The sequence below is a fragment of the Streptomyces sp. NPDC006261 genome (assembly GCF_040613515.1).
Lineage (GTDB): Bacteria > Actinomycetota > Actinomycetes > Streptomycetales > Streptomycetaceae > Streptomyces.
The window spans coordinates 1-20,583 of sequence record NZ_JBEXSI010000084.1 but is presented as its reverse complement, the minus strand read 5'-3'; the positions used below and the strand labels follow the sequence as shown (position 1 = coordinate 20,583).

15 protein-coding genes are annotated in these 20,583 nt (G+C 69.8%); 13 read left to right on the top strand and 2 right to left on the bottom strand.

Annotated elements, in window-relative coordinates:
• Positions 1-718 precede the first annotated feature (718 nt).
• The 10 genes from ABZ154_RS32340 to ABZ154_RS32295 all read left to right on the top strand — a co-directional run bounded on the left by ABZ154_RS32340 (position 719) and on the right by ABZ154_RS32295 (position 16,589).
• The gene (locus ABZ154_RS32340) at positions 719-3,247 is read left to right on the top strand and encodes a Helicase associated domain protein (protein WP_356837925.1); all 2,529 of its coding nucleotides are present in this window, start codon (positions 719-721) and stop codon (positions 3,245-3,247) included.
• Positions 3,248-3,485: 238 nt separating this feature from the next.
• Positions 3,486-3,809: a helix-turn-helix transcriptional regulator gene (locus ABZ154_RS32335; protein ID WP_356837924.1), complete on the top strand. Its 324-nt coding sequence runs from the start codon at positions 3,486-3,488 to the stop codon at positions 3,807-3,809.
• A 994-nt stretch (positions 3,810-4,803) separates the two neighbouring features.
• The gene (locus ABZ154_RS32330; protein WP_356837923.1) at positions 4,804-7,278 is read left to right on the top strand and encodes a hypothetical protein; all 2,475 of its coding nucleotides are present in this window, start codon (positions 4,804-4,806) and stop codon (positions 7,276-7,278) included.
• A 210-nt stretch (positions 7,279-7,488) separates the two neighbouring features.
• Positions 7,489-9,699, top strand: a complete 2,211-nt coding sequence (locus ABZ154_RS32325; protein ID WP_356837922.1) for a helix-turn-helix transcriptional regulator — start codon at positions 7,489-7,491, stop codon at positions 9,697-9,699.
• A 3-nt stretch (positions 9,700-9,702) separates the two neighbouring features.
• Positions 9,703-10,260 carry an XRE family transcriptional regulator gene (locus ABZ154_RS32320; protein ID WP_356837921.1) on the top strand — a complete coding sequence of 186 codons (558 nt, stop codon included), beginning with the start codon at positions 9,703-9,705 and terminating at the stop codon, positions 10,258-10,260.
• A 310-nt stretch (positions 10,261-10,570) separates the two neighbouring features.
• The gene (locus tag ABZ154_RS32315) at positions 10,571-11,818 is read left to right on the top strand and encodes a ParA family protein (RefSeq protein WP_356837920.1); all 1,248 of its coding nucleotides are present in this window, start codon (positions 10,571-10,573) and stop codon (positions 11,816-11,818) included.
• Entirely contained in the window at positions 11,815-12,969 is a 1,155-nt protein-coding gene (locus ABZ154_RS32310; protein ID WP_356837919.1) for a ParB/RepB/Spo0J family partition protein, read from the top strand. Before ABZ154_RS32315 ends, ABZ154_RS32310 begins: the two co-directional genes overlap by 4 nt.
• Positions 12,970-13,561: 592 nt before the next feature.
• Complete coding sequence (locus tag ABZ154_RS32305; RefSeq protein WP_356837918.1) at positions 13,562-14,680, top strand: bifunctional DNA primase/polymerase; 1,119 nt, start codon at positions 13,562-13,564, stop codon at positions 14,678-14,680.
• Between the two features lie 2 nt (positions 14,681-14,682).
• Positions 14,683-16,203, top strand: a complete 1,521-nt coding sequence (locus tag ABZ154_RS32300) for a phage/plasmid primase, P4 family (protein WP_356837917.1) — start codon at positions 14,683-14,685, stop codon at positions 16,201-16,203.
• Entirely contained in the window at positions 16,200-16,589 is a 390-nt protein-coding gene (locus ABZ154_RS32295; protein WP_356837916.1) for a DUF6009 family protein, read from the top strand. Before ABZ154_RS32300 ends, ABZ154_RS32295 begins: the two co-directional genes overlap by 4 nt.
• Positions 16,590-16,804: 215 nt before the next feature.
• Here ABZ154_RS32295 and ABZ154_RS32290 read toward each other — a convergent pair whose 3' ends face one another.
• Positions 16,805-17,485 carry a ScbR family autoregulator-binding transcription factor gene (locus ABZ154_RS32290; RefSeq protein ID WP_356837915.1) on the bottom strand — a complete coding sequence of 227 codons (681 nt, stop codon included), beginning with the start codon at positions 17,483-17,485 and terminating at the stop codon, positions 16,805-16,807.
• 148 nt (positions 17,486-17,633) lie between these two features.
• On the opposite strand from ABZ154_RS32290, the gene ABZ154_RS32285 reads away from it, so the two are divergent.
• Positions 17,634-18,482, top strand: a complete 849-nt coding sequence (locus ABZ154_RS32285; RefSeq protein ID WP_356837914.1) for an SDR family oxidoreductase — start codon at positions 17,634-17,636, stop codon at positions 18,480-18,482.
• A gap of 72 nt (positions 18,483-18,554) precedes the next feature.
• On the opposite strand, the gene ABZ154_RS32280 is transcribed toward ABZ154_RS32285, so the two are convergent.
• Entirely contained in the window at positions 18,555-19,553 is a 999-nt protein-coding gene (locus ABZ154_RS32280; RefSeq protein WP_356837913.1) for a ScbA/BarX family gamma-butyrolactone biosynthesis protein, read from the bottom strand.
• A gap of 282 nt (positions 19,554-19,835) precedes the next feature.
• Between ABZ154_RS32280 and ABZ154_RS32275 the strand changes: the two genes are divergently transcribed.
• On the top strand, positions 19,836-20,042 hold the full coding sequence (locus ABZ154_RS32275) for an acyl-CoA carboxylase subunit epsilon (RefSeq protein WP_356837912.1): 207 nt from the start codon (positions 19,836-19,838) through the stop codon (positions 20,040-20,042).
• A gap of 122 nt (positions 20,043-20,164) precedes the next feature.
• Positions 20,165-20,583: carboxyl transferase domain-containing protein (locus tag ABZ154_RS32270; RefSeq protein ID WP_356837911.1), on the top strand; the 419-nt coding region annotated here is incomplete at its 3' end.

The following is a 20,583-nucleotide window of genomic DNA, read 5'->3' as shown; positions in this document are numbered from 1 at the left end:
GGGGTGTCCGGCCCGCGTTGCGGGCCAGACACCCCGCGGAGCGGGTCCCTCCGCGCTGCGCGCGTCACAGCGAGCCGGGTCGCTGCGCTCCCCGGCCGCTCCCGCTCCGCGTGAGCGGATGCGGTTCGCTGCGCTCACCGCCGGGCGGCACGCGCTGCGCGCCTGCCGCCAACCGCAGGGTGTCCGGCCCGCGTTGCGGGCCAGGACCGGCCTCCGGCCGCCCCGTGGCTTCCGCTGCGCTCCAGCCACACTGGGCGAACCCGCCAACTCCCCGTGCGAGTAAGGCGTGCCACGCTTCGTGCGGCCCACCCACGGGCCTGCGGCCCGAACAGCAAACAGGAAGGAGCCGGGGATGACAGGTAGTCGGGTGAGTGGCGGGGCGGGGGCCTGGTCGCGTGGAGAGAGGGGGCGGGCTGAGGGGGCGTCAAGGCGTTGGGTTGGTTTGCGGTAGCAGTTTCGGCTACGTGAGAGGGAATCTCGCGATTCTGTGTGCTTCATTTTTGTAGTCAAGATAAGCTATGGACTCAGAGCACACCACCCCAGACCGCTGCGGAGGGCTATCGAGGTCCATCCCTCGGCCTTGCTGGTGCTCTGGTGAGGCAGAGCAGCCACCCGATCACGTCAGTCCAACCGTAGCCCTAGTGGCTCCTCTACGTGCAGTTTCCCGTTCCCCGCTGCTCGAATCGATCGGACGGCACTCCAGGAGAAGGCAGGCGATATGTCGAGCACAGACCGCGTTGACCAGCGCGAGGCAGCCCAGCGAGAAGCCATTGACGCGGTCGTGCGTGCCCTCGAATTGCGTGCAAGATCGCTTGTGCCCGAACGGGGGCTTCGAACGCAGGTGATCATGGCGACCGGGTCCGGGAAGACCCGGGTGGCGGTCCGCAGCGCGGAAGAGCTCCAGGCGGGCCGTGTGCTGGTGCTCGTGCCCTCGCTGGACCTGCTGGCGCAGACCGAGACCGCGTGGCGGGAGGGGGGCCGCCGGGGGCCGATGATCGGGGTGTCCTCGCTGCGGGATGAGGAGGTGTCCTTTCCCAACACCACGGACGTGGACGAGCTGGTGGAGTGGACGCGGGGCCTGGACAAGGTGACCGTGTACGCCACGTACGCCTCGCTCGGTCTGGGCACGCTGGAGCGGGCGCACGCCGGGGGTCTCGCGGCCTGGGACTTGATCGTCGTGGACGAGGCCCACCGCGTTTCGGGCCGGATCGGGAAGCCGTGGGCGGTCGTCCACGACAACCAGAAGATCCCGTCCCTGCGCCGCCTCTACATGACGGCCACGCCCCGGCTGTGGCAGCTCGGGGACGACGACGGGGCCGGCGCACCGGGCGAGCTGGTCGCGAGCATGGAAGACGACCCCGAGGGCCCCTTCGGCAGCCGGGCGTTCACTCTGACCCTCTCGGAGGCCATCGACCGGGGAATCTGTGCCCCCTACCAGGTCGTATGCGTCGACGTCACCGACACCGCGCTCCAGGCCGCGCAGCTCCTGGGAGCCGAAAGCCGCTCGGCAGAGGTCCGCGGGGCCCGGCTCGCCGCTCTGCAGACCGCCCTGGTGAAGGCGTCGGCCGAAGAGGGCTTCCGCAGGACGCTGGTCTTCCACCACGTGGTGAAGGAGGCAGAAGCGTTCGCGGCCGGTCTTCCCGACGTCGCCGCGCAGCTGCACGCCGCCGACCCCGAGCTGTACCCGAAGACGATCTGGGCGGACTGGCTCTGCGGCGACCACAAGCCGCTCCACCGGCGTCGGCTGCTGGGCGAGTTCGCGGCCGGGATCGCCACGGACGGCACCGTGGTGGAGAAGTGCTACCTGTGCTCGGTGAAGGTCCTGGGCGAGGGCGTAGACACCAAGAACTGCGACTCCGTCTACTGGGCGGACGTACGCGGGTCGATGCCCGACCTCGTCCAGGCCGTGGGCCGGGCGCTGCGGATGCAGCCGGGCGAGGGAAAGATGGCCTCGCTCGTGGTGCCCGTGCTGCTCGGGCCCGACGAGACGGCCGACAACATGCTCACCTCCCGGGCCTTCGGCGGATTGGCCAAGCTGCTGGAGGCACTGCGGGCACACGACGCCAGGATCGTGGAGAGCCTCGCAGAGCAGCAGGCCCCGAGCCGCTACAAGCCCGTCAGCAAGGACAACAGCGGCAAGAGCACGGACGGGACCGGCGAAGGCTCCGGAGGCGTCAGCGCCCCCGCCAAGGCCCTGCTGAAGTTCTCCACGCCCCGCGACCCGGCCGCCCTCGCCGCGTTCATCAACCTGCGCGTCCTCCACCCCGAACACGAGCACTGGCGGCGCGGCGTGGAGGCCGCCGTCATCTACGCCCGCGAACACGGCGACCTCCGCGTGCCGTTCACGTACCGCGTACCCGCCGTCGACGACCAGGAGGCGGAAGACCCCAGGTGGCCGGCCTCACTCGCCAACTTCCCGCTCGGGCAGTGGACCGCCGACAACCGGCGCTTCTACGCCCGCGGTGACATGGACGAAGACCGCATCACCCAGCTGGAGAAGCTCGGCATGGTGTGGAGCCACTTCGACGTCGCGTGGGAGGAAGGTCTCGCGGCGGCGCGCGGGTGGGCCGAGGTAAACGGGCACCTCCTGGCCCCGCTGGACGCCACGCACCAGGGCTACCGGGTGGGTACCTGGCTGAAGAACGCGCGGGCCGCCGCCCGGCGTGCCCAGGAGCTCGAACAGCGCCAGGCCGAAGGTCTGCCGGTGGAGTCGTGGGCCGGCGCCATGTCGGCGGAGCGGCGCGAGCAGCTGGAGGACATCGACCCGTCGTGGTGCCCGGCCTGGCCGGTGGAGTGGCAGCGTGCCTTCCACCTCGTCCGGCTTCACCTGGAGGAAGTCGGCGGCACTCTGCCGACCGAGCCCGGCGAGGTGATGCACCAGGGCGAAGACCTCGGACGGTGGGTACGGGCGCAGCGGCTCGGCTGGGACAAGCTCACCACCGTGCAGCAGTGGATGTGCGAGCAGGTTCTCGGGATCACGCCCCCGACCGAGGAGGAGAAGCCGCCTCCGCGCCGTACACAGGCCGACAAGTGGGCGCTCAACTACCAGGCCGCCAAGCAGTACTACAAGCGCGAGGGACATCTCCGCGTACCCCGCAAACACGTCGAACGGATCGTCATCGGCGAAGACCAGGAGGAGCGGGAGCTCCGGCTCGGGGCCTGGATCAGCAACCAGCGCAGCAGGGCCGCCACCCTGACACCAGAACGGATGGAACAGCTGTCCGCCATCAGCATGCGATGGACCTGATGCACCGCGACGTCGCCACCACGACAGGAGCAGGTTGGAAGCGCGACCAACTCGCCGCCTAGGGCGGTTCCGTGGCCCCCGCCCGAGCCGGAAGCGTGAGAGCCAGCCGCCCTCGGCCCTTCGCTCGGCACCTGCCGGGCTTGGGCGAGGAAGGGTCGCGTTGAATACATCGCCGCTCGCGGTAGCAGCGCGCCCCCGGCGGAGATCAAATGGTGTATGTTTCGAGGATCAATCGATCATGGGAGTCTACGCTATGTCCGACCCGGACCGCTTGAAGCGGGTCGACGCCCTACTGGAGGGCCTGAACGACGTCCTGCCGCCACCGCGCGTGCGGGCTCAGCTGCGCCTCGCTGCGAACCTCACCCAGCAGGAGATCGCGGACGCGGTGGGCGTGAAGCGCCTTGCCGTCGTGCGGTGGGAGCTGGGGAAGAGCAACCCCCGGCGCCCGCAGCGACAGGCGTACATCCACTTGCTCAATCAGCTCGCAAAGCGTTTCCCCAAGGCCGCTGTACTGGATTTGGGCAGCGCGACGCCGGCCTCTGAATCCAGGGGGTCGGGATGACCTAACCGGCCATCGGCCGCGCGCGCCAAGAAGCGGACTAACCATCCGCCGGCCTCGCGCGGCCCGTCTCCGACCGGGCTCTTAGCCCGAGTCGGTCGCTCAGATCCAGTTGGAGCTGATCTCTGAACTGCGGCTTATCAGGCCGCTCATCTTGCACCGGCCCCTTATCAGGGCCACCGATCGTGTGCGGCCACCACAGCCACACCCGTACCGATCTGCATCACCCGCGGGCCCCCACCACAGGGGCTTCGCGATTCAGCAGGACCGAGACGGGAGGAGAAATCTCCCCCCACCCGGTCGGAATCCGCCCGCTTCTCACGAAGGGGGCTTAACCGACACATCCGCACAACCGGCTCGTCCAGCCCCGAGGGGCTCTGGTCGGTCCAGCTATATGGAAGGCAGGCGTTCTCATAGTGCCCGAAGTGGTGTCCCTCTGTCAGCTTGACCTTGTCCGTTTCAACCCGATTCAGGCGCTGCGGTCGTCCCGTGTGACGAGATCGGCATACGGTTTCTCCCCCTTCACGCAGTTCGTACCGGAAGTGGAATTTCCGGTACGAAGCTACAAGCGCGGTGCTTTCGGAGCGGTCTCGCCGGGCTCGGTCGCGGCGTCGGCCGCCCGGCTCGTTCACCCGCTCCCCGAGTTCGTCAACAAACCCGTCGACGACGTCCTCCGCGAGGGCGTCGTCCTGTGTGGCGGGACGGCTCCCAAGATTCTTGCCCGCCGTGCGGGAGCGCCGGGGAACGTCGCGCCTTCCCGGTCTCTGTCCACAGGTGTTCCGTTGCGGGGTCGGCGGGTGCATGAGGAAACGCGAGTTCTGCCGATGCCGAACGGGGGTGTCTGCTTTGGCGTGTGCACCGGCCCCATGACGACTCAGACGATGTTCGCATGTTCGGCCCGTGCGGTGTCCGCCGGTCCGGTCGGGGCGGTGGGCCGATGAGCGCCGTGGCGGCCCCGGCCGCGTTCGCTCGCCCTCGCTCGGGGAGTTCCGTCGGCGTGGCCTCGCGCCGTCGACTGCGGTCGGTCCCGGCGCAGGCCGGTCCGGTCGTTCCGCTGGAGCTGGGCAACCCCCTCCAGCTGACCAAGACGATGCGCACCCGGCTGCTCGCGGCGGTGCGCGCGCTGTTGTCGGACCCCAGCCTGAAGGGTGCGGACGACCCGGTGCGCTTGGCGGCCGTGGTGCTGATGGCGAAGGCCAAGGTGGCAACTGCCTACAGCACGCGGATCACCGCGAAGGAGCTGGGCCGGTGGATCGGGCTGAAGCAGTCCCGGGTCGCGCACCACGTGCTGCCGGAGCTGCGCGAGCGCGGCGTGCTCGGCTCGAACGAGACGACGAACGCTGCCGGGTGGATGACGGGCCTGGAGTGCTGGGTGATCCCGATGTACCGGGCGCAGCACGGCGGGGACCGTCGGCACGTCCTGGCGCTGTCGCGGGTGGAGCTGATCGTGCTGCTGAAGCTGATCGAGACGCTGTTCGCGCCGGGCTGGGGGCACAAGGACGGTTCGGTCACCCCGGCCGGGATGCTCGCGGACCGTACGGGGCGCGGGGCGGCGACCGACCGTCTCGGGCTGCTGCTGATGGTGCTGTCCTCGAACGCGAAGGGCTGGCTCCAGCTGTGTTCGGGCAGCGTGGACACCGAGCGGGGACGTCCGGCGGTGACGGTGGCGCGGCTGCTGGGCTGCTCACCGGCGGCCGGGGCGAAGGTGCTCTCGCGGCTCCAGGAGCAGGACGTGCTGTCGGTGGACCGGCGGGAGACGGCGTCGGGGCTGAACTCGCGCAGCCGGGTCCGGCTGCTGCCGGTCGCCAAAGCTCACGGGATCGCCGTCCGGGAGGCCGCCGACGCGGTGCTTTCAGACCTCGCCGTTAGTGCATCCGGAGATCATGAGGCGACGTTTGAGGCTGTGACCCCTGTGGTTACTGGGGTTCAGGGCGCCGGGGAGGGCCTGGAGGCCGATTCGGCAAACCGCGCCGATGCTGCACACCCTCACGCCTCTCACGCTTCTGTGGTTACTCCCGGTGGGTCTCTCTCGCTCTCTGGTGGCTTTTCCGGCGAAGGCCGTGGTGGGAACCACGATCTGCCGGACCGCGCGTGCGTGCGCGAGGACGGCGGCCCGCTCCGCGGGGAAGAGCCGAAGAAGTCTCCGGTCGATGAGCTGGGTAGGCAGCGGGCTGCCGGTGCCGGGGCCCGTGGCCGAGTGAAGGCCGTGGGTGGTGGAAAGCCGCAGCAGCAGCGGAGGGTGGGCCTCCCGGCAGGACGTGGTCTGCGGGTGGCTCTGGGGCCGGTCGCGGGCCTGTGGGAGCAGCTGTCCGGCTGGCAGCAGGACAAGGTCGAAGCGGCGACGGAGGCGGAGCTGTCCCGGCTGACGCGCCTGCTGAACCACCCGGAGATGGCGCCGCAGCTGCTGGCCGACCGGTTCACCGACCGGCTGGAACAGACCGGCGGCGAGGCCCTTGTCGACCAGCCGTACGGGTGGCTGACCCGGCGCGGTGTGGTGCAGCGCCAGGCGTGCTCGGACCGGCGGTGCGACGACGGGGTCCGGCTGGACACCGGTGGCGACTGCGAGAACTGCGGCAACGTGCTCCACGTCCGGCGCGCCCGCCGCGCCCGGATCGCTGCGGACATCGGCCGGGAGCTGCCCGGCCTCGGTGGCGACGAGCGCCGGCGCGTCCTCGAGGAGCGGCTGCGCGAGCAGGCGGCCATCGAGGCGGAGGACTTCGTGTGGCGCCGTGAGCAGGCCCGCGCGGAGCAGGCCCGGCGGGAAGCGGCGCGTGCGGCTGACCAGGAGCGGGTGGAGCGCGAAGCGGAGGCCGCGGCTGCTGCCGATGCGGTGCGCCAGGTCCTGGCGTGTGAGGACTGCGGGCAGGACCGGGCGGCCGGGCTGTGCGAGGCGTGCGGCTACCGGCGCCGGACCGAGGCCCTGATCGTGGAGGCCGGGATGGTCGCGGCCACCTGGTCCGTGAATCTGACCGATCCGGGGGCCGTCGCCGCCGTCGCCGCCGACGTGCGGGGGGCGACGGAGCGCGAGATCGCTGCTGTCCGCGCCGACTACCTGCGCGCCATGGACGCGGCCGACCAGGACGGCGACCCGGCGGGTACCGCGTCCGTCCTCGCGTTCGGCGCTCTCCACACCGCTGAGCAGGCCCTTGCGGAGCACCGGCGCAACGCTCTGGCGATGCTGGGGCGGAACGAGGAGGTCGAAGCGGAGGCGAAGCGGGCGTACCGGACCGAGCAGAACCGGCGCTGGTTCAAGCACAACCCGAACGGCGCGGACGCCCTCACGGCGGCGACGAAGGCCGCCGACACCGCCGGGGAGCGCGCTGTCGAGTACCTGCTGGCCGCGCGCCTGAAGCAGCTGCGCGAGCAGGCGGCGGCCAGCACCGGGGCCGCCGTGCCTGCGCCGCGAACGGACCGGCTGCCCGAGCTCGCCAGTTGGACGGCGACACGCAGGAGGCGTGGTTCCACCTCCTGAACAGCTTCTCCTGCAGAGAAGGCGTGGAAGGCTGGAGACGATCCGGGTGCGCAGGCGGGGGTGGAACGGCATGGGCGAGCGGGACGAGGGCGGCGATGGGGGCCAAATTCGGGGTCAAGCTGTTGCGCAGTTATCAATGAGCGATTCAGGTGCGATTTAACGCGCGAAGAGATGCGCGATCCGCTATGATGCGCTATTGGAGGTGGCTCTGTGTCCACGGAGAACGAGCTGTTCAGCGCCGTCGATGCGCTGCTGGAACAAGTAGCGCAGGACGACTTGCCGGTCCCCGCGGAGCGCAAGCGTCTGCGTGAGGCGGCGGGCCTGAGCCAGGCGCAGATCGCCACGGCACTGGACGCCCGCCGGGAGGCCGTGGGGAACTGGGAGACCGGCAAGACCGAGCCGCGGCCGCCGAAGCGTGCCGCGTACGCCCGGCTGCTGGAGGGCCTCGCCGCCCGCTTCCCCGCCCCGGCCGCCGACGCGCCCGCCGCTCCGGTGCCGGTGGTCCCGGAGTCGTTCACCGGCCCCCCGCCCGTTCCCGCCCCGGTGGCCGGAGCGTCGGCGCCCCCGGCTGCGGTTGCTGCCGTACGACCGGCGCCCGCTGTGGAGCCCGCCGCGTCGTCGCGGCGGCCGGGTGTGAAGAAGAAGGCGGTAGCGAGGAAGACCACGGCGTCGGCGGCCGCCGTCGACCCTCGCTTCGAGAACGGTCCGCTCGCGGTCATCGACTGCGAGGACGGTCAGGTGTCGGCGTACTGCGTCGGCGGCCTGGTCCTGGACGTGCCCGCCAGGACGATCCCGGCGCTGGTGGACTGGACGCTGACCGAGGGCCGCCTCGGGCAGGCCCGGCTGCACCGCAACGGCCGCGACGCCGACCCGATCCTCGTCCTCACCGCGTCCGCACTGGAGCGCTACGGCCTGCCGGTCGCCCTGTCGGAGGAGGAGCGGCACGCGGGTCGACTCCCGTCCGGCCACAGGGTGGCCAAGCAGATCGAACGGGCCGGGCTCCAGATGAGTCAGCGCGGTTTCGGCCCGTGGGCCCGCCTCTACCGCGACCCCGAGGGTTCCCGGCGCCGCTGCGTCCAGCTGTGCATCCTGCCCTGGAACGCGCTGGACGTCCGGGAGTGGGGCAAGAAGGACGACCCGCAGCTGCTGCTGACGATGCACCCGGCCGACCTCGTCCAGTACCTCGGGCTGTACGCGGCGCGGGTGATCACTCCGCGCGGCAGCACCGCGACGACCGGTCTGGAGCTGATGACCGCGCTGCGCCCGCCGACCCGCGCGGAGAAGAACCCGGCGACCGGCGAGTTCGAGCGGGCTTTCAACGACGACGCGATCACCGCCAAGTACGACGTCGTGCCGTGCGAAGTCCCCGACGAACACCCGATCCTGAAGAACGCGGGGTTCGCCCGGCACCACATCCGTACTCCGGCCGAGATGCTGATGGAGGAGGCGTACGACTGGTGCCGGCCTCTGACCGATGAGGAGTGCGCCAACCCGTACCTGGTCGTCGTCGACATCAACATGTCGTACGCCGCAGCTGCGAACGGTCTCACGGTCGGGCTGAACGGGCCGACCCACCTGGAGAACTATCCGAAGTTCGATCCGGCGCTGCCCGGCTCGTGGCTGGTCGACCTCAGCCACGCCGACCTGTCCCGCGTACGGGTCAACGGCCGCACCGTCGACGGCTCCCGGCTCCCGAGCCCGTTCACCCCGCAGGGCAACCACCCCGAGGGCCCGGCCTGGTATGCCACGCCCACCGTGCAGTACGCGGTGGAGCTCGGCTTCGATGTCGCGCCGATCGAGGCATACGTTCGCACCCGGACCGGCCGCTACCTCGACTCCTGGTACAAGCGGCTGCGCGACGCCTACGTGGACACGATGGCCGACATGAGCGTCACCACCGACCTCAGCGGGAGCGAGTTCCTCGAGGCGATGGCGCGGCGCAAGCAGGTCGACCCGACGATGGCGCTGCTGGAGACCGCGATCAAGGCGACGGCGAAGGGCGCGATCGGCAAGCTGCGCCAGCGCTCCCGGGGCCAGGTGCCGTACTACGAGCCCTACCCGGCGTTGGACCGGTGGACGTGGCGCCCCGACATCCGGGCGGCCGTGCTCGCCAACCAGCGGACCGGCCTGCACCGCAAGCTGATGAAGACCGCGGCCGCCGCCGACCTGTACCCGGTCGCGGTCGGCACCGACGCAGTCGTCTACCCCTCGCCCGGCCCGTCCCCGCTGGACGTCCTGCCGCACACGCCCGAGGGCAAGCCCACACCGGGCACGTTCCGGCTCGGAGTCTCGCCCGGGATGGTCAAGCACCAGGGCACCCAGACCGTCCTGTGGGCAGAGCAGCAGTTCGAGGAGCGCGGCGGCGTCTTCAACATCTCCAACCTCATCAAGACCGACCAGAGCGCCGGAGAAGGGGAGTAACCCATGGTCGACTCGGTCGGGGACAGCCTGGACCGCGCGCTGGAGGGGGCGTTCACCCGCCGCCCCCCGCAGAGCGCCCAGGCGCAGATGAAGTACCTGGTCAAGCAGCTCAAGGGCACCAAGGCCACCGCCCAGGTGCTCGGAATCTCCCAGCGCACCGTGGAGCGGTACGTCGCGGGCAAGCTCAAGCGGCCCCGCCAGGAGCTGCGCGGCCGCCTGGAGCGCGAGGTCAAGAAGCGGTGGCAGCCGCAGATCCGCGCGAAGGCGCGGAAGAAGGCGGCTTCCACGGACGGCCTGGTCGTCTCCACCCGCGCTCGCTTCGGATTCGAAGCCGCCGGCGGTACAACCGACGATGCTCGCGTACGGGACATCACCCAAGCCCTGCCGCCCGAGTACGCCGGCAAGCTGTTCAGCGCACGGGAGCAGGGCGAAAGCGAGGACCAGCTCCGGCAGATCGCTGCCGACGGTCTGGCCCGGATGTACTTCCGCGCGAACAACTCCCGCGCGCATGGTCTGGGCGTGGAGTTCACCGACGTGGAGCGGCTCGACATCGAGCTGTAGGTGAGGCTCCTGTACGAGCGCCGCCTTCCCGGCATTTCAGCTGCTGGGGACGCGGCGTTTCGCATCCTGGGAAGGCCTGACAAGGGCAGCGCGTCGGTGCGGCACGGTAAGAAGAGGCGCTGGACCTATCACGGCGTGATAAGTCGTCCAGCAGCCCGGGACCGCTGAGGGGTTATCACGGCGTGATAAGTCGTCCAGCAACCCGGAGCCGCTGAGGGGTTATCACGGCGTGATAACCCCTCAGAAGTTTGTAACCTTACTAACGTGTCAATGGCAGAAAACCATCCAGGTCGTTAGTACAGTGACGTCTATGACGTCACCTGACACGGGCGGCGACCGAGAGAAGGTCGTCACCAAACTCACCAGCGCCCTCCGGCAGGACCTGAAGGTCCGTGCCGCCCTGCACGGACTCGACATGCAGAACGCGGTCGAGGCCGGTATCACCGCCTGGCGCGGCCTGGGCTCGAACCCCGCCCAGGTCGACACCGTAGGCGCGGAGACCTACGCCACTTTCCTCCCTGCCGGCCTGTGGGACAACTTCCGCGATGACTGCAAGAGCCGTGGCGTCTCCCTCACCCAGGGCATCGCCCAAGCCGTCACCCTCTGGCTCGACAACAACCCCGTCCCCGAGGTCAAGCGCCCCACCACAGTCCGCCGCATCGTCGTCTGCAACCAGAAGGGCGGCGTAGGCAAGACCGCCGTCACCGCCGGCCTCGGCGAAGCACTCGCGGAAGACCCCGGTGTGCTCGTCCCGGTCCGGGTCTCCAAGCACTTCGCCGCACTCCTCGAAGACGGCGAACGCCCCGAGGACCCGCTCGCCCTGGAGGATCTTCCCGGCTTGGGACAGCGAGTGCTCCTCGTCGACTTCGACCCTCAGGGCCACCTCACCAAGCAGCTCGGCCACGACCCGCTCCCCATGAACGGGGACTCCCTCACCAACCACATGGCCGGCGAGGGCAAGGGAGCGCTGCCCGACCTCATCGTCGCCGTCGGCGAAGACCGCTTCGGAGGCCGGCTGCACCTTCTCCCCGCCTGCACCGACGCCTTCCTCCTCGACGTCCGCCTCGCCTCGGTCCGCGCCCGGGAAGCAGCCCTCGAACGCGCCCTGCGCGCCGTCGAGGCCGACTACGACGTCATCCTCATCGACTGCCCCCCGAGCCTCGGGCTCAGCATGGACGCCGCCTCCTACTACGGACGCCGCCGCGACAACGAGGGGGCCGGCAACTCCGGCGTGCTCATCATCGTTCAGGCCGAGGACAGCAGCGCCGACGCCTATGGCCTGCTCACCACCCAGATCGAGGACATGCGCGGCGACCTCGCCCTTGATATCGACTACCTCGGCCTCGTCGTCAACCACTACGACGCCCGGCGCGGTTACATCGCCACCTCCTCCCTCCAGTCGTGGATGGACATAAAGGATCCTCGTGTCGTCGGCGTCATCGGTGACCTCAAGGAGCAGAAGGAAGCCGTCCGCGCCAAGCGCCCCCTGCTCGCCTACGCGCCCCGGTGCGAGCAGTCCGTCGCACTCCGAGCCCTAGCCCGGGAGATCAGCAAGTGAGCAAGGCCAAGAACCTCGGTGCCGGCACGTCCTTCGCCCAGGCCCGCCCCATCAGCGCCCGCCGGGCGGCGATCGGAGCCGCCACAGCCGTACCCACCGAAGGCGTCCCGGACCCCACCGAACTCGCGCTCGACCTCATCAGCCACAACCCCGACAACCCCCGGGAAGAGCTCCGCGATCTTGAAGGTCTGGCCGACAGCATCCGCGAGATCGGCCTCGTCACCGCCATCACCGTCGCCACCGTCGACTTCTACCTGGCCGAACGGCCCGGACGGGCTGCCGATATCGACGAAGGTGCCAAGTACATCGTCGTCGACGGTCACCGCCGACTGGCAGCCGCCCGTATCGCCGGCGCCGCCAACATCCGGGTCAGCGTCAACAACAGCCTCGCCGCCACCGATGAGACGCTCCTTGAAGCCGCGTTCGTGGCCAACGTCCACCGCGACGACATGAACCCCATCGAGCAGGCCCACGCGCTCAAGAAGCTCGTGAAGTTCTACGGCTCGCAGAACAAGGCCGCCAAGCGCCTCGGCATCGGTCAGTCGACCATCTCCTCCAAGCTCTCGGTGCTCGACCTGGACCTGGAACTCCAGGCAGACCTCGTCGAAGGGCGCCGGACGATCGAGCACGTCCGCAACCTGTCCACGCTGTCCCCCGAGGAGCAGCGTGCGAAAGCTGATGCTCGGGCGCAGGCCGCGGACCAGAAGGCCACTGCCAAGCGCGACCTATCACGCCGTGATAACTCTGCCGCCGAGACTTCGGGCGCCGCGGAGCACCACACCGCGGCGGATGGGACCGAGGCCGGCCTCCCACGCGGCGACAGTGCGGGTACGGGCGATCTCGGATCTCGAACGGACGAGGTACCGGCCCCCAGAGCCACGTCGGAAGCGCTCGCTCCGTCGCAGGCCGGGCCGCCGCAGGGGCAGCTCATTCCGGCGATGCCGCTGCACGACGGTGCTGCCCTGATGGACTTGGCCTTCGACGGCCTGGCTGCCGACCAGCGCAGCGCCTTCATCCAGCGGTACTTCAGGCGCAGTACGGGCGTAGACGCTGTGGTGGCAGACCTCCGAACGGACCTCGCACGACCGGCGCGTGCCTCGCTGGCGGAAATCCTTCAGCAAGTGGCCACAGGTCTGCTTGAAGAGGAGTGACCAGCTGTCCGGAGCCTCCGGCGAAGCCGAGATGATCCCAGCTCAAGATCGCCCATGGCCAGGCCGTACAGGCGGGGCAGCTCACCTTGAGAAGTTGCCGGAGTCACGACAGAGGCAGAAAAGGCTTCCTGCTGCTGGAGACCGGGTTCAGGAGCGCTTGAACGGCCCGGACGGGGAGGGAGGCGCAGCGACCGGACGTTAGCGACCGGACGCGCGCGATCCCATTCGAGAGAGTGCGTAAAAACGCAGGTCAGCGGTGGTGATGGGGGAGAACAGCGACTGAAGCGACCCAAGGTTCAGGTATATGGAGACATTCGCGTGTGTGCGCGTGTGCGCGTGTATGCGTCATATATAGGGAACTTGAGTCGCTTCAGTCGCTGTTCTCCATTGCGTACGCCTGTGACCTGGGGTTCTGTGAACCTGCTACCGAGCGGCTGAGCGATCGTCAGTCGCTGATCGCTCAGCCGCTCGGTCACTGGGGCTCTTGGTTAATGCGTTCATCTGTTCTGACTCATATGCCTCTCCTCTCCCGGAGGTTTCGCTAATCTGACTTTGCGAGTTGAGTCGCTTCAGTCGCTGATGGGGGAAGTGAATGGCAGCTGAGCTGCAGGTTTCGCGCAGCGACCCATGGCAGTTCAGAAGAGCTGCCCCGGTCGCTGCGCAGCCTCTGACGACTGCTCGGTGGTGTGCGCGCGAGGGGTGGCCGGTTCACCCCCTTGCCCCAGGCCGTAAGACGCCTGTAGGCAACTGCGAGACGTGCCGTGCTCCGGGGCATGACCGGGGGATGTGCGGTTGTCTCCGTGCGGGCCGCTGGTGCCATGGCTTTCACGCGGCCACGCTCGACTTGGACCGGATAGGGCAGTGGTGGGGCTCCCGGCCTGCTCTCGGCGTGGGCGTCGCCACCGGACCCGCCGGCTTGGTGGTCATCGACATCGACGCACATGCTTGTGAACTCCCCGGCCGGGAACGGCTTCTGCCCGGAGTGGGGATATCCGCGGCGGTCGACCTGACCGGGCTGGCCAACGGCTTCCACACCCTGGGCGTGCTGGCCGCCCTGCGGGGCGCCGTCAGTCCGGCGGACGACGAGTCCACCCTGCGCGTTCGCACCCCCTCCGGCGGCCTGCACGTGTGGTACCGCAACGACGGTGTCCACCGCTGGCAGTGCTCCGCCGGTTCGGGCGGTGGCGCACGAGCTCTCGCCTGGCAGGTCGATGTACGGGCGCACGGTGGGTACATCGTGGCGCCGGGGACCGTGACGTCGGCAGGGGTCTACCGGCCCGTGGGAGCCGTACGGGTGCCCGCTCCGCTGCCTGCCTGGCTTGCCGGGGAGCTGGAGCGCACCGGGCACCTGCCGTCAGCCCCTGCCTCCTCCGGGCCCCGGCCCGTTCCGCCCCGGGCCCGGCAGGCGGTTCTCGCGGCGGGCGGCGGCCGGAGGGCGGGGGAGCGGATCCTGGCGGGCGTCCTCGGCGAGGTGACCGCGTGCGCCGCCGTACCCGAAGGCGCCGCGTTCTCCGAGAAGCTGAACCGGGCCGCGTACACCGCCGGCGGCCTGGTCGCCGCGGGACACATCACCGAGGCCGAGGCCATCCGTTTCCTGCGGGACGCGGCCGAGCAGGCCCGCCCCGGGCAACAGCGCCGCTGTCTGGCCATCATCCGCGGTGGGCTGAGCGCGGGCACGGTCCGCCCGCTGTCTCTCGGGGAGCGCGGGTGAGCGTGGACGACGAGAGTGTGCTGTCCACCTTCGACGTCCAGGCCGTTGCCGCGCAGATTCTCGCGCAGCCCGCCCCGCCCCGGCAGAGTGATGAGTCCGCACGGTACGCGGCCGCCGCCCCGGGTGCGGGAGGCGAGGCGACGGCGGACGGGCTGTTGCCGGACACGCTCACCGACCGCGGCAACGCCAAGCTGTTCGTCAGGCTTTACCACAACGACTACCGGCACGTCCCAGGTATCGGCTGGTTCCGGTGGGACGGCACCCGCTGGCAGATCGACGAGAACGACACCGTCATGTGGTCCGCGGGTGACCTGGCGGAGTCCATCGCCGCCACCGACCCGCGCGGGGTCTACACCCCGGCCGCGCTCCAGCAGCACCGCCGCCGCACGTTGAGCACCAGCGGGATGAACGCGATGCTCACGCAGGCGAAGTCCGCCCCGGGCATGGTGCTCAACGCAGCCCGGCTGGACGCTGATCCGTACGCTCTGTGCACGCCCGCGGGAATCGTCGATCTGCGGACCGGGCACGTCCGCTCCGCGGATCCCACGAAGGACTTCCACTCGCGCTCCACCTCGGCCGGGCCGCAGCAGGTTCCCACGCCGCGCTGGAACCGCTTCCTGACCGACACCTTCGGTGAGGGGCCGGAGGGAGCGGAGATGATCGACTTCCTGCAACTGCTCCTCGGCTACTCCGTCACCGGCGATGTCGGCGCCCAGGTGATGCCGTTCCTGTTCGGCTCCGGCAAGAACGGCAAGTCCGTACTGCTCGACGTCCTGATGAAGCTCCTTGGGGACTACGCGGACGCGGCGCCCCCCGGGTTCTTGATGTCACGGCCGTACGAGGGTCACCCGACCGACCTGGCAGAGCTGCACGGCCGGCGTGTGATCGTGTGCAGCGAGGTCAAACCGGGCGACCGTTTCGACGAGGCCCGCGTCAAGCTGCTCACCGGTGGCGACCGCATCAAGGCGCGCCGGATGCGGCAGGATTTCTTCAGCTTCGAACCGACGCACAAGATGTGGCTGCTGGGCAACCACCGGCCAGAGGTGGGCACGGGCGGCTTCGCGTTCTGGCGGCGGATGCGGCTGATCCCGTTCGAGCGGGTCGTCTCCGACGTCCGCAAGGTCGACAACCTTGCGGACGTCCTCGTCACCCAGGAGGGCCCTGGCATCCTCAACTGGCTCATCGAGGGCGCCAGCCGCTACCTCGGGGGCGACAAGGACTTCTCGGGGCCCAAGCGGGTCCGCATCGCGACCACGGCGTACGCCGAGACCGAGGACCACACCGGACGCTTCGTCGGCGAGACCTGCCGGCTCGAGCCTGCCCTGCGGGCGGAGCAAGCCCAGCTCTACGCGGCCTACAGGAGCTGGTGTCAGAATGAGGGCGTTCCGGCGATATCGTCCCGGGCCTTCGCGGCACGTATCCGCGAGATGGTGGGACTGGTGTCACCGAAGGAAATGATCCTGTCCAATCAGCGCAAGTACTACCCGGGCATCGGCCGGCTCGCGGACGAGGAGACGACATGAGCTCCCTCATTGCAGAGGATGAGATCGTCCACGAAGTGGACCTCGTCTGGCTCGAGGACATCGGCCGGCTCGACTACGTCCGCCAGAGCCTGGACCGGTTGCCGACCCGGCGCGGCCGGCCGGCGTACCACCGCGACGGCCGGATGGTCGGGTACGCCCTGCTGGGGCCGAAGGCAAAGCCGTCCCGCTCCTCCGGCACGTTCAGGAGGCGGGTGTTCTGGCTGCTTCCGCACGACCGGGACACCGAGCCCGACGGGCTGTACGCGAGGGGGGCTCCGGCGGAGGCAGTGGACGCGCGGACCCTGGCGCCGGGCGGCAAGGGGCACAAGACAGAGCGGTCGGAGGGCGGACCGATGTCCTCGGCCCGCCTGGGCACCGCCGGCTGACCGGCCGACCACCCCCCCTGTCAGCGGACGAGGGCTCCGGCGGTCAGCTGTCCGGCACGCCCCGCTCGAGCCTCACCGGACATTCGGCGGAGACCGCTGAAAAAGAACGGGCCACTCGTTATCTTTTCGGCGTGGACGCGTGATGGGTCCGGACGGGGGAGGGCAGCACAATGCGCAGGGGGACGCCAGGCGGAAGACCCGGCCCGGGAGGGCGGTCAGGCGACCGCTTCCACCGCTTCCGCGGCGGAGATCCGCTGGGAGTACTCGACAGCCTCGGCGTAGACGCTGGCCGCCCGGCTCTCGGTCATGTCCACGGAGGCGAGGACCGAGGACTGCACGATGCTGGGCAGCAGGTGGCGCAGCAGTATGGTGACCCTGCGCACGAGGTCCCTGTAGTCGCTGAGGGCCTGGGACATGGACTGGATGCCGGCGTAGGTGCCCACGATGACGTCGGCGGTCTCGCCGGTTTCGATGTGGGGCAGCAGCTCGCCCTGGGCCCGGGCCTTCTCCAGCCGGTCCCGGACCGGGGCGGCCCAGCTGCGGAACGGGCCGCTGCGGTCGAGTTCGTGAGCGAGCTGGTCCATGGTCAGCCGCACCCCTGCCCGGACCATGGGGTCGTTTTGCAGGCGGTAGGTGTGGAGCATGACGATGTCCACGATCTCCTGGACCTTGGACGCGCGGTCGGGGATGACGAGACTCTGCTCCTGTGCGGACAGCACACCCTGGGCCAGCTCGTCCTTGGACTGGAAGTGGAAGTACAGGGCGCCCTTGGTCACGCCGGCCTCGGAGAGGATCTCGGAGATCCTGGCCGTCTGGTAGCCGCGCTCCTCGAAGACCTTCGCCGCCGCCAGCAGGATGGTCCGGCGCGTACGGATGCCACGCTCCTGCTCTGCCATGTAACGCCTCCACACGCTGACGACCCCTGGACCGGTCCGATTTACAAACCGGCTAGTTCGTATCTTACCCCTGGAGTGGTGGCAGCATGAGGTGGTACAGCAGGTCACAAACCGGATCGCGCGATTCCTGTCGGCTGGAGGACCTTCGATGATCCTGGTGACCGGCGCCACCGGGACCGTGGGGCGCGAGGTGTTGAACCGGCTGCCCGCCGACGCAGCGGTGCGCGTCTTCGCCAGGAATCCCGTTGCTGTCCTTGAGGCTGCGTGCCGGGCCGAGGTCGTTCCCGGCGGGTACGAGGATCCGGCGGCGCTGGGCAACGCCCTGCGAGGGGTGCGCAGCGCCTTCCTGGTCACCAGCCGCATCGGCGGAGACCAGGACGCCCGCTTCATCGAGGCCGCACGGTCCGCCGGGGTGGGCCACGTGGTCAAGCTCTCCGCCGCCGCCGTCGAGGACCCGCTGGCCGATGGCCTGATCACCCGTTGGCAGCGGGAGAGCGAGGACCTGCTGCGCGGATCCGGAATGGCGTGGACGCTGCTGCGGCCCCGTTCGTTCATGTCCAACACGCTGTCCTGGGCCAGCTCCATGCAGAAAGCGCAGGTCGTACGGTCCTTGTACGGGGCCTCGCCCAACTCCTGCGTCGACCCGCGCGACATCGCCGACGTGGCGGTGCGCGCGCTCCTCGAACCGGGGCACGAGGGCCGGGCCTACACGCTGACCGGCCCGCGGCCGGTCACCGCGGTCGAGCAGACGGCCCAGCTCTCCGAACTGCTGGGCCGCCCGCTGCGCTTCGAGGAGCTGGAGCCGGACCAGGCCCGCGCCCTGTGGAGCGCGCGCCATCCCGCACCGGTGGTCGAGGCGCTGCTGCACAGTGCGCGACGACAGCGGGACGGCGCCAAGGCCCAGGTGACCGGCACGGTCGCGGAGCTGACCGGCAGGCCGGCCCGGTCGTTCCGGGAGTGGGCCGGGGCCCACCTCCCGGCGTTCGGGCCCTTCTGACGGTCAGGCCACCGGCGCCGGTACGGCCGGCCACCGGGCCGGCCGTGGCGGTCGCGGCGCGCCGGTGGCGGCTCAGTCGGTGTGCGCGGCCGCCCTCACCGTGGACGTGAAGACGAGCTCCCCGCCTTGACGCCCCGTCACGCGCACCGCGACCTGACCGTCGGGCACGCCCTCGCGCAGTCGGTGAGCCTCGACAAAGCACGGGGCGTCCAGTTCGGCGTACCGCTTGAATTCGCCGGTGATGCTGAGCGGAAGGAAGGAGGGACGTTCCAGCACGGCGGCCGCGCTCTGCCGGGCGGCCTCGAGCAGCACCATTCCCGGCACGTGGTCGACCGGGTGGTCGAAGAGCACGGGGTGGCGAGTGTCCACCCTCAGCTGCCAGCGGTGGTACTCGCCGATGGGAGACAGGACCACGTCGGCCGGTGATGTCCGGCCCACGCTCTGCGGTGCGGCCGGAGCCGTCAGGGGGAGGGGGCGGTGCCCGGTGTCGAACACACGCTCGGGACGCATCCGCCGGTACACGGCCGGGCTGGTGCAGGAGTAGGAGATCCGCCCGGTCGCGGCGAGCTGTCCGTCGCGGTGGACAGCCGTCTCGTAAGAGAGCCCCGCCAGCTTGCCGCCCCGTCGCCGCACCTCGGTACAGGTGACCTCGATGTCGAGCGAGGCGGGCGTCTGCCGGAGGTCGAGGTGCTCCGGGTGGACGGTGAGGTTCAGGTCCCACAGCAGGAAGTGGTGGCCGAAGGGAACACCGAATTCCGCATGGCCCAGAAGCGAACCCACCTGCCGGATTGTTTCGGCGACCATGAGCGGATCGTGGTGCTCTCCGCCGATGGGTCTGAAGAAACTGTGGCAGCGCGGCCACTGTGCGGCCACCCGGAAACGGGTGTCGTCCTGGCGCTCCCAGTCGGTGAGCATGACCTCGGCGACGGCCGCCCGATGCACCAGTTCCTTGGGCACGGTGGCCGTCAGGGGCGAGTGCCAGCCCTTGGGACCGTTGGCCGAAGCCCTTCCCTCCGGGGTCGGACCCGCAGGTATCTCCGGGCGCAGAACTCGAAACGTGGTCGCAGTCATTGCTCTCCCTGAACAATCGGCGCTGGCGAGTTGCGGTGGTGGAGTCGAGGTTCGAAAAAAAGATACATACTAACCGGTTTTGGATTCCAGAGGAATTCGATCCTCCAGAAACGGAAGTTCCAGAACATTGCATTCCGCTCAGCCGTCTTAGCGGCTTCTTCCCAGCTAGGCGTCGCGCCGCCGCCGTACGGCTCGCCGCCCGCCCCCTGGTGAATCTCGAGTGGGGCCGGAGCAGCCCTTGAGGCAGGTGGTGGAGCGTGGCCCCTGACCCGAGGAGGAGTGATGGGCAGTTCGGGCGGTGAGAGTCGCGCCTTCCGTGTCGAGCGGGGGCGCGCCAGTGACGAGGAGCTGGCCGCGGTGACCGTGGTGCTGTGCTCCGTGCTCGCCGGGCGCGGCGAGGAGGGCGACGGGACGGAGTCACCCGACGCCCCGCTGTGGCACCCCGAACGGGCTGCCGCGGCCTACCGCTCTCCGTACAGCTGGCAGTAGTCGGCAGGTGTTGGACCAAGGCTGATCCGTGTGCGCCCAGGTAGCCTCCCGTTCACAAACCGCATATGCGGTTTGTAAGCTGAGGGCATCGACCGGGCCACACCTTGCGGGAGGGGCATGTCGTGACTGTTCTGGATGACATCTCTCGGGCCTCTGCGGAGGCGGCGAACGCTCACGGGCGTGCGGCCGAACTGCAGGCGATCCGTGAGCTGGCCCGGCGTGGGCCGAGTGAGAGGGCGACCGAGGCGCAGCATGCCAAGGGCAAGCTGACCGCGCGTGAGCGCATCGAGCTGTTGCTGGACGCGGGTTCGTTCAAGGAGGTCGAGCAGCTGCGCCGGCACCGGGCGACCGGGTTCGGCCTGGAGGCGAAGAAGCCGTACACGGACGGTGTGATCACCGGCTGGGGCATGGTCGAGGGCCGTACGGTCTTCGTCTACGCGCACGATTTCCGGATCTTCGGCGGGGCGCTGGGCGAGGCCCACGCCACGAAGATCCACAAGATCATGGACATGGCCATCTCCGCCGGTGCGCCCCTCGTCTC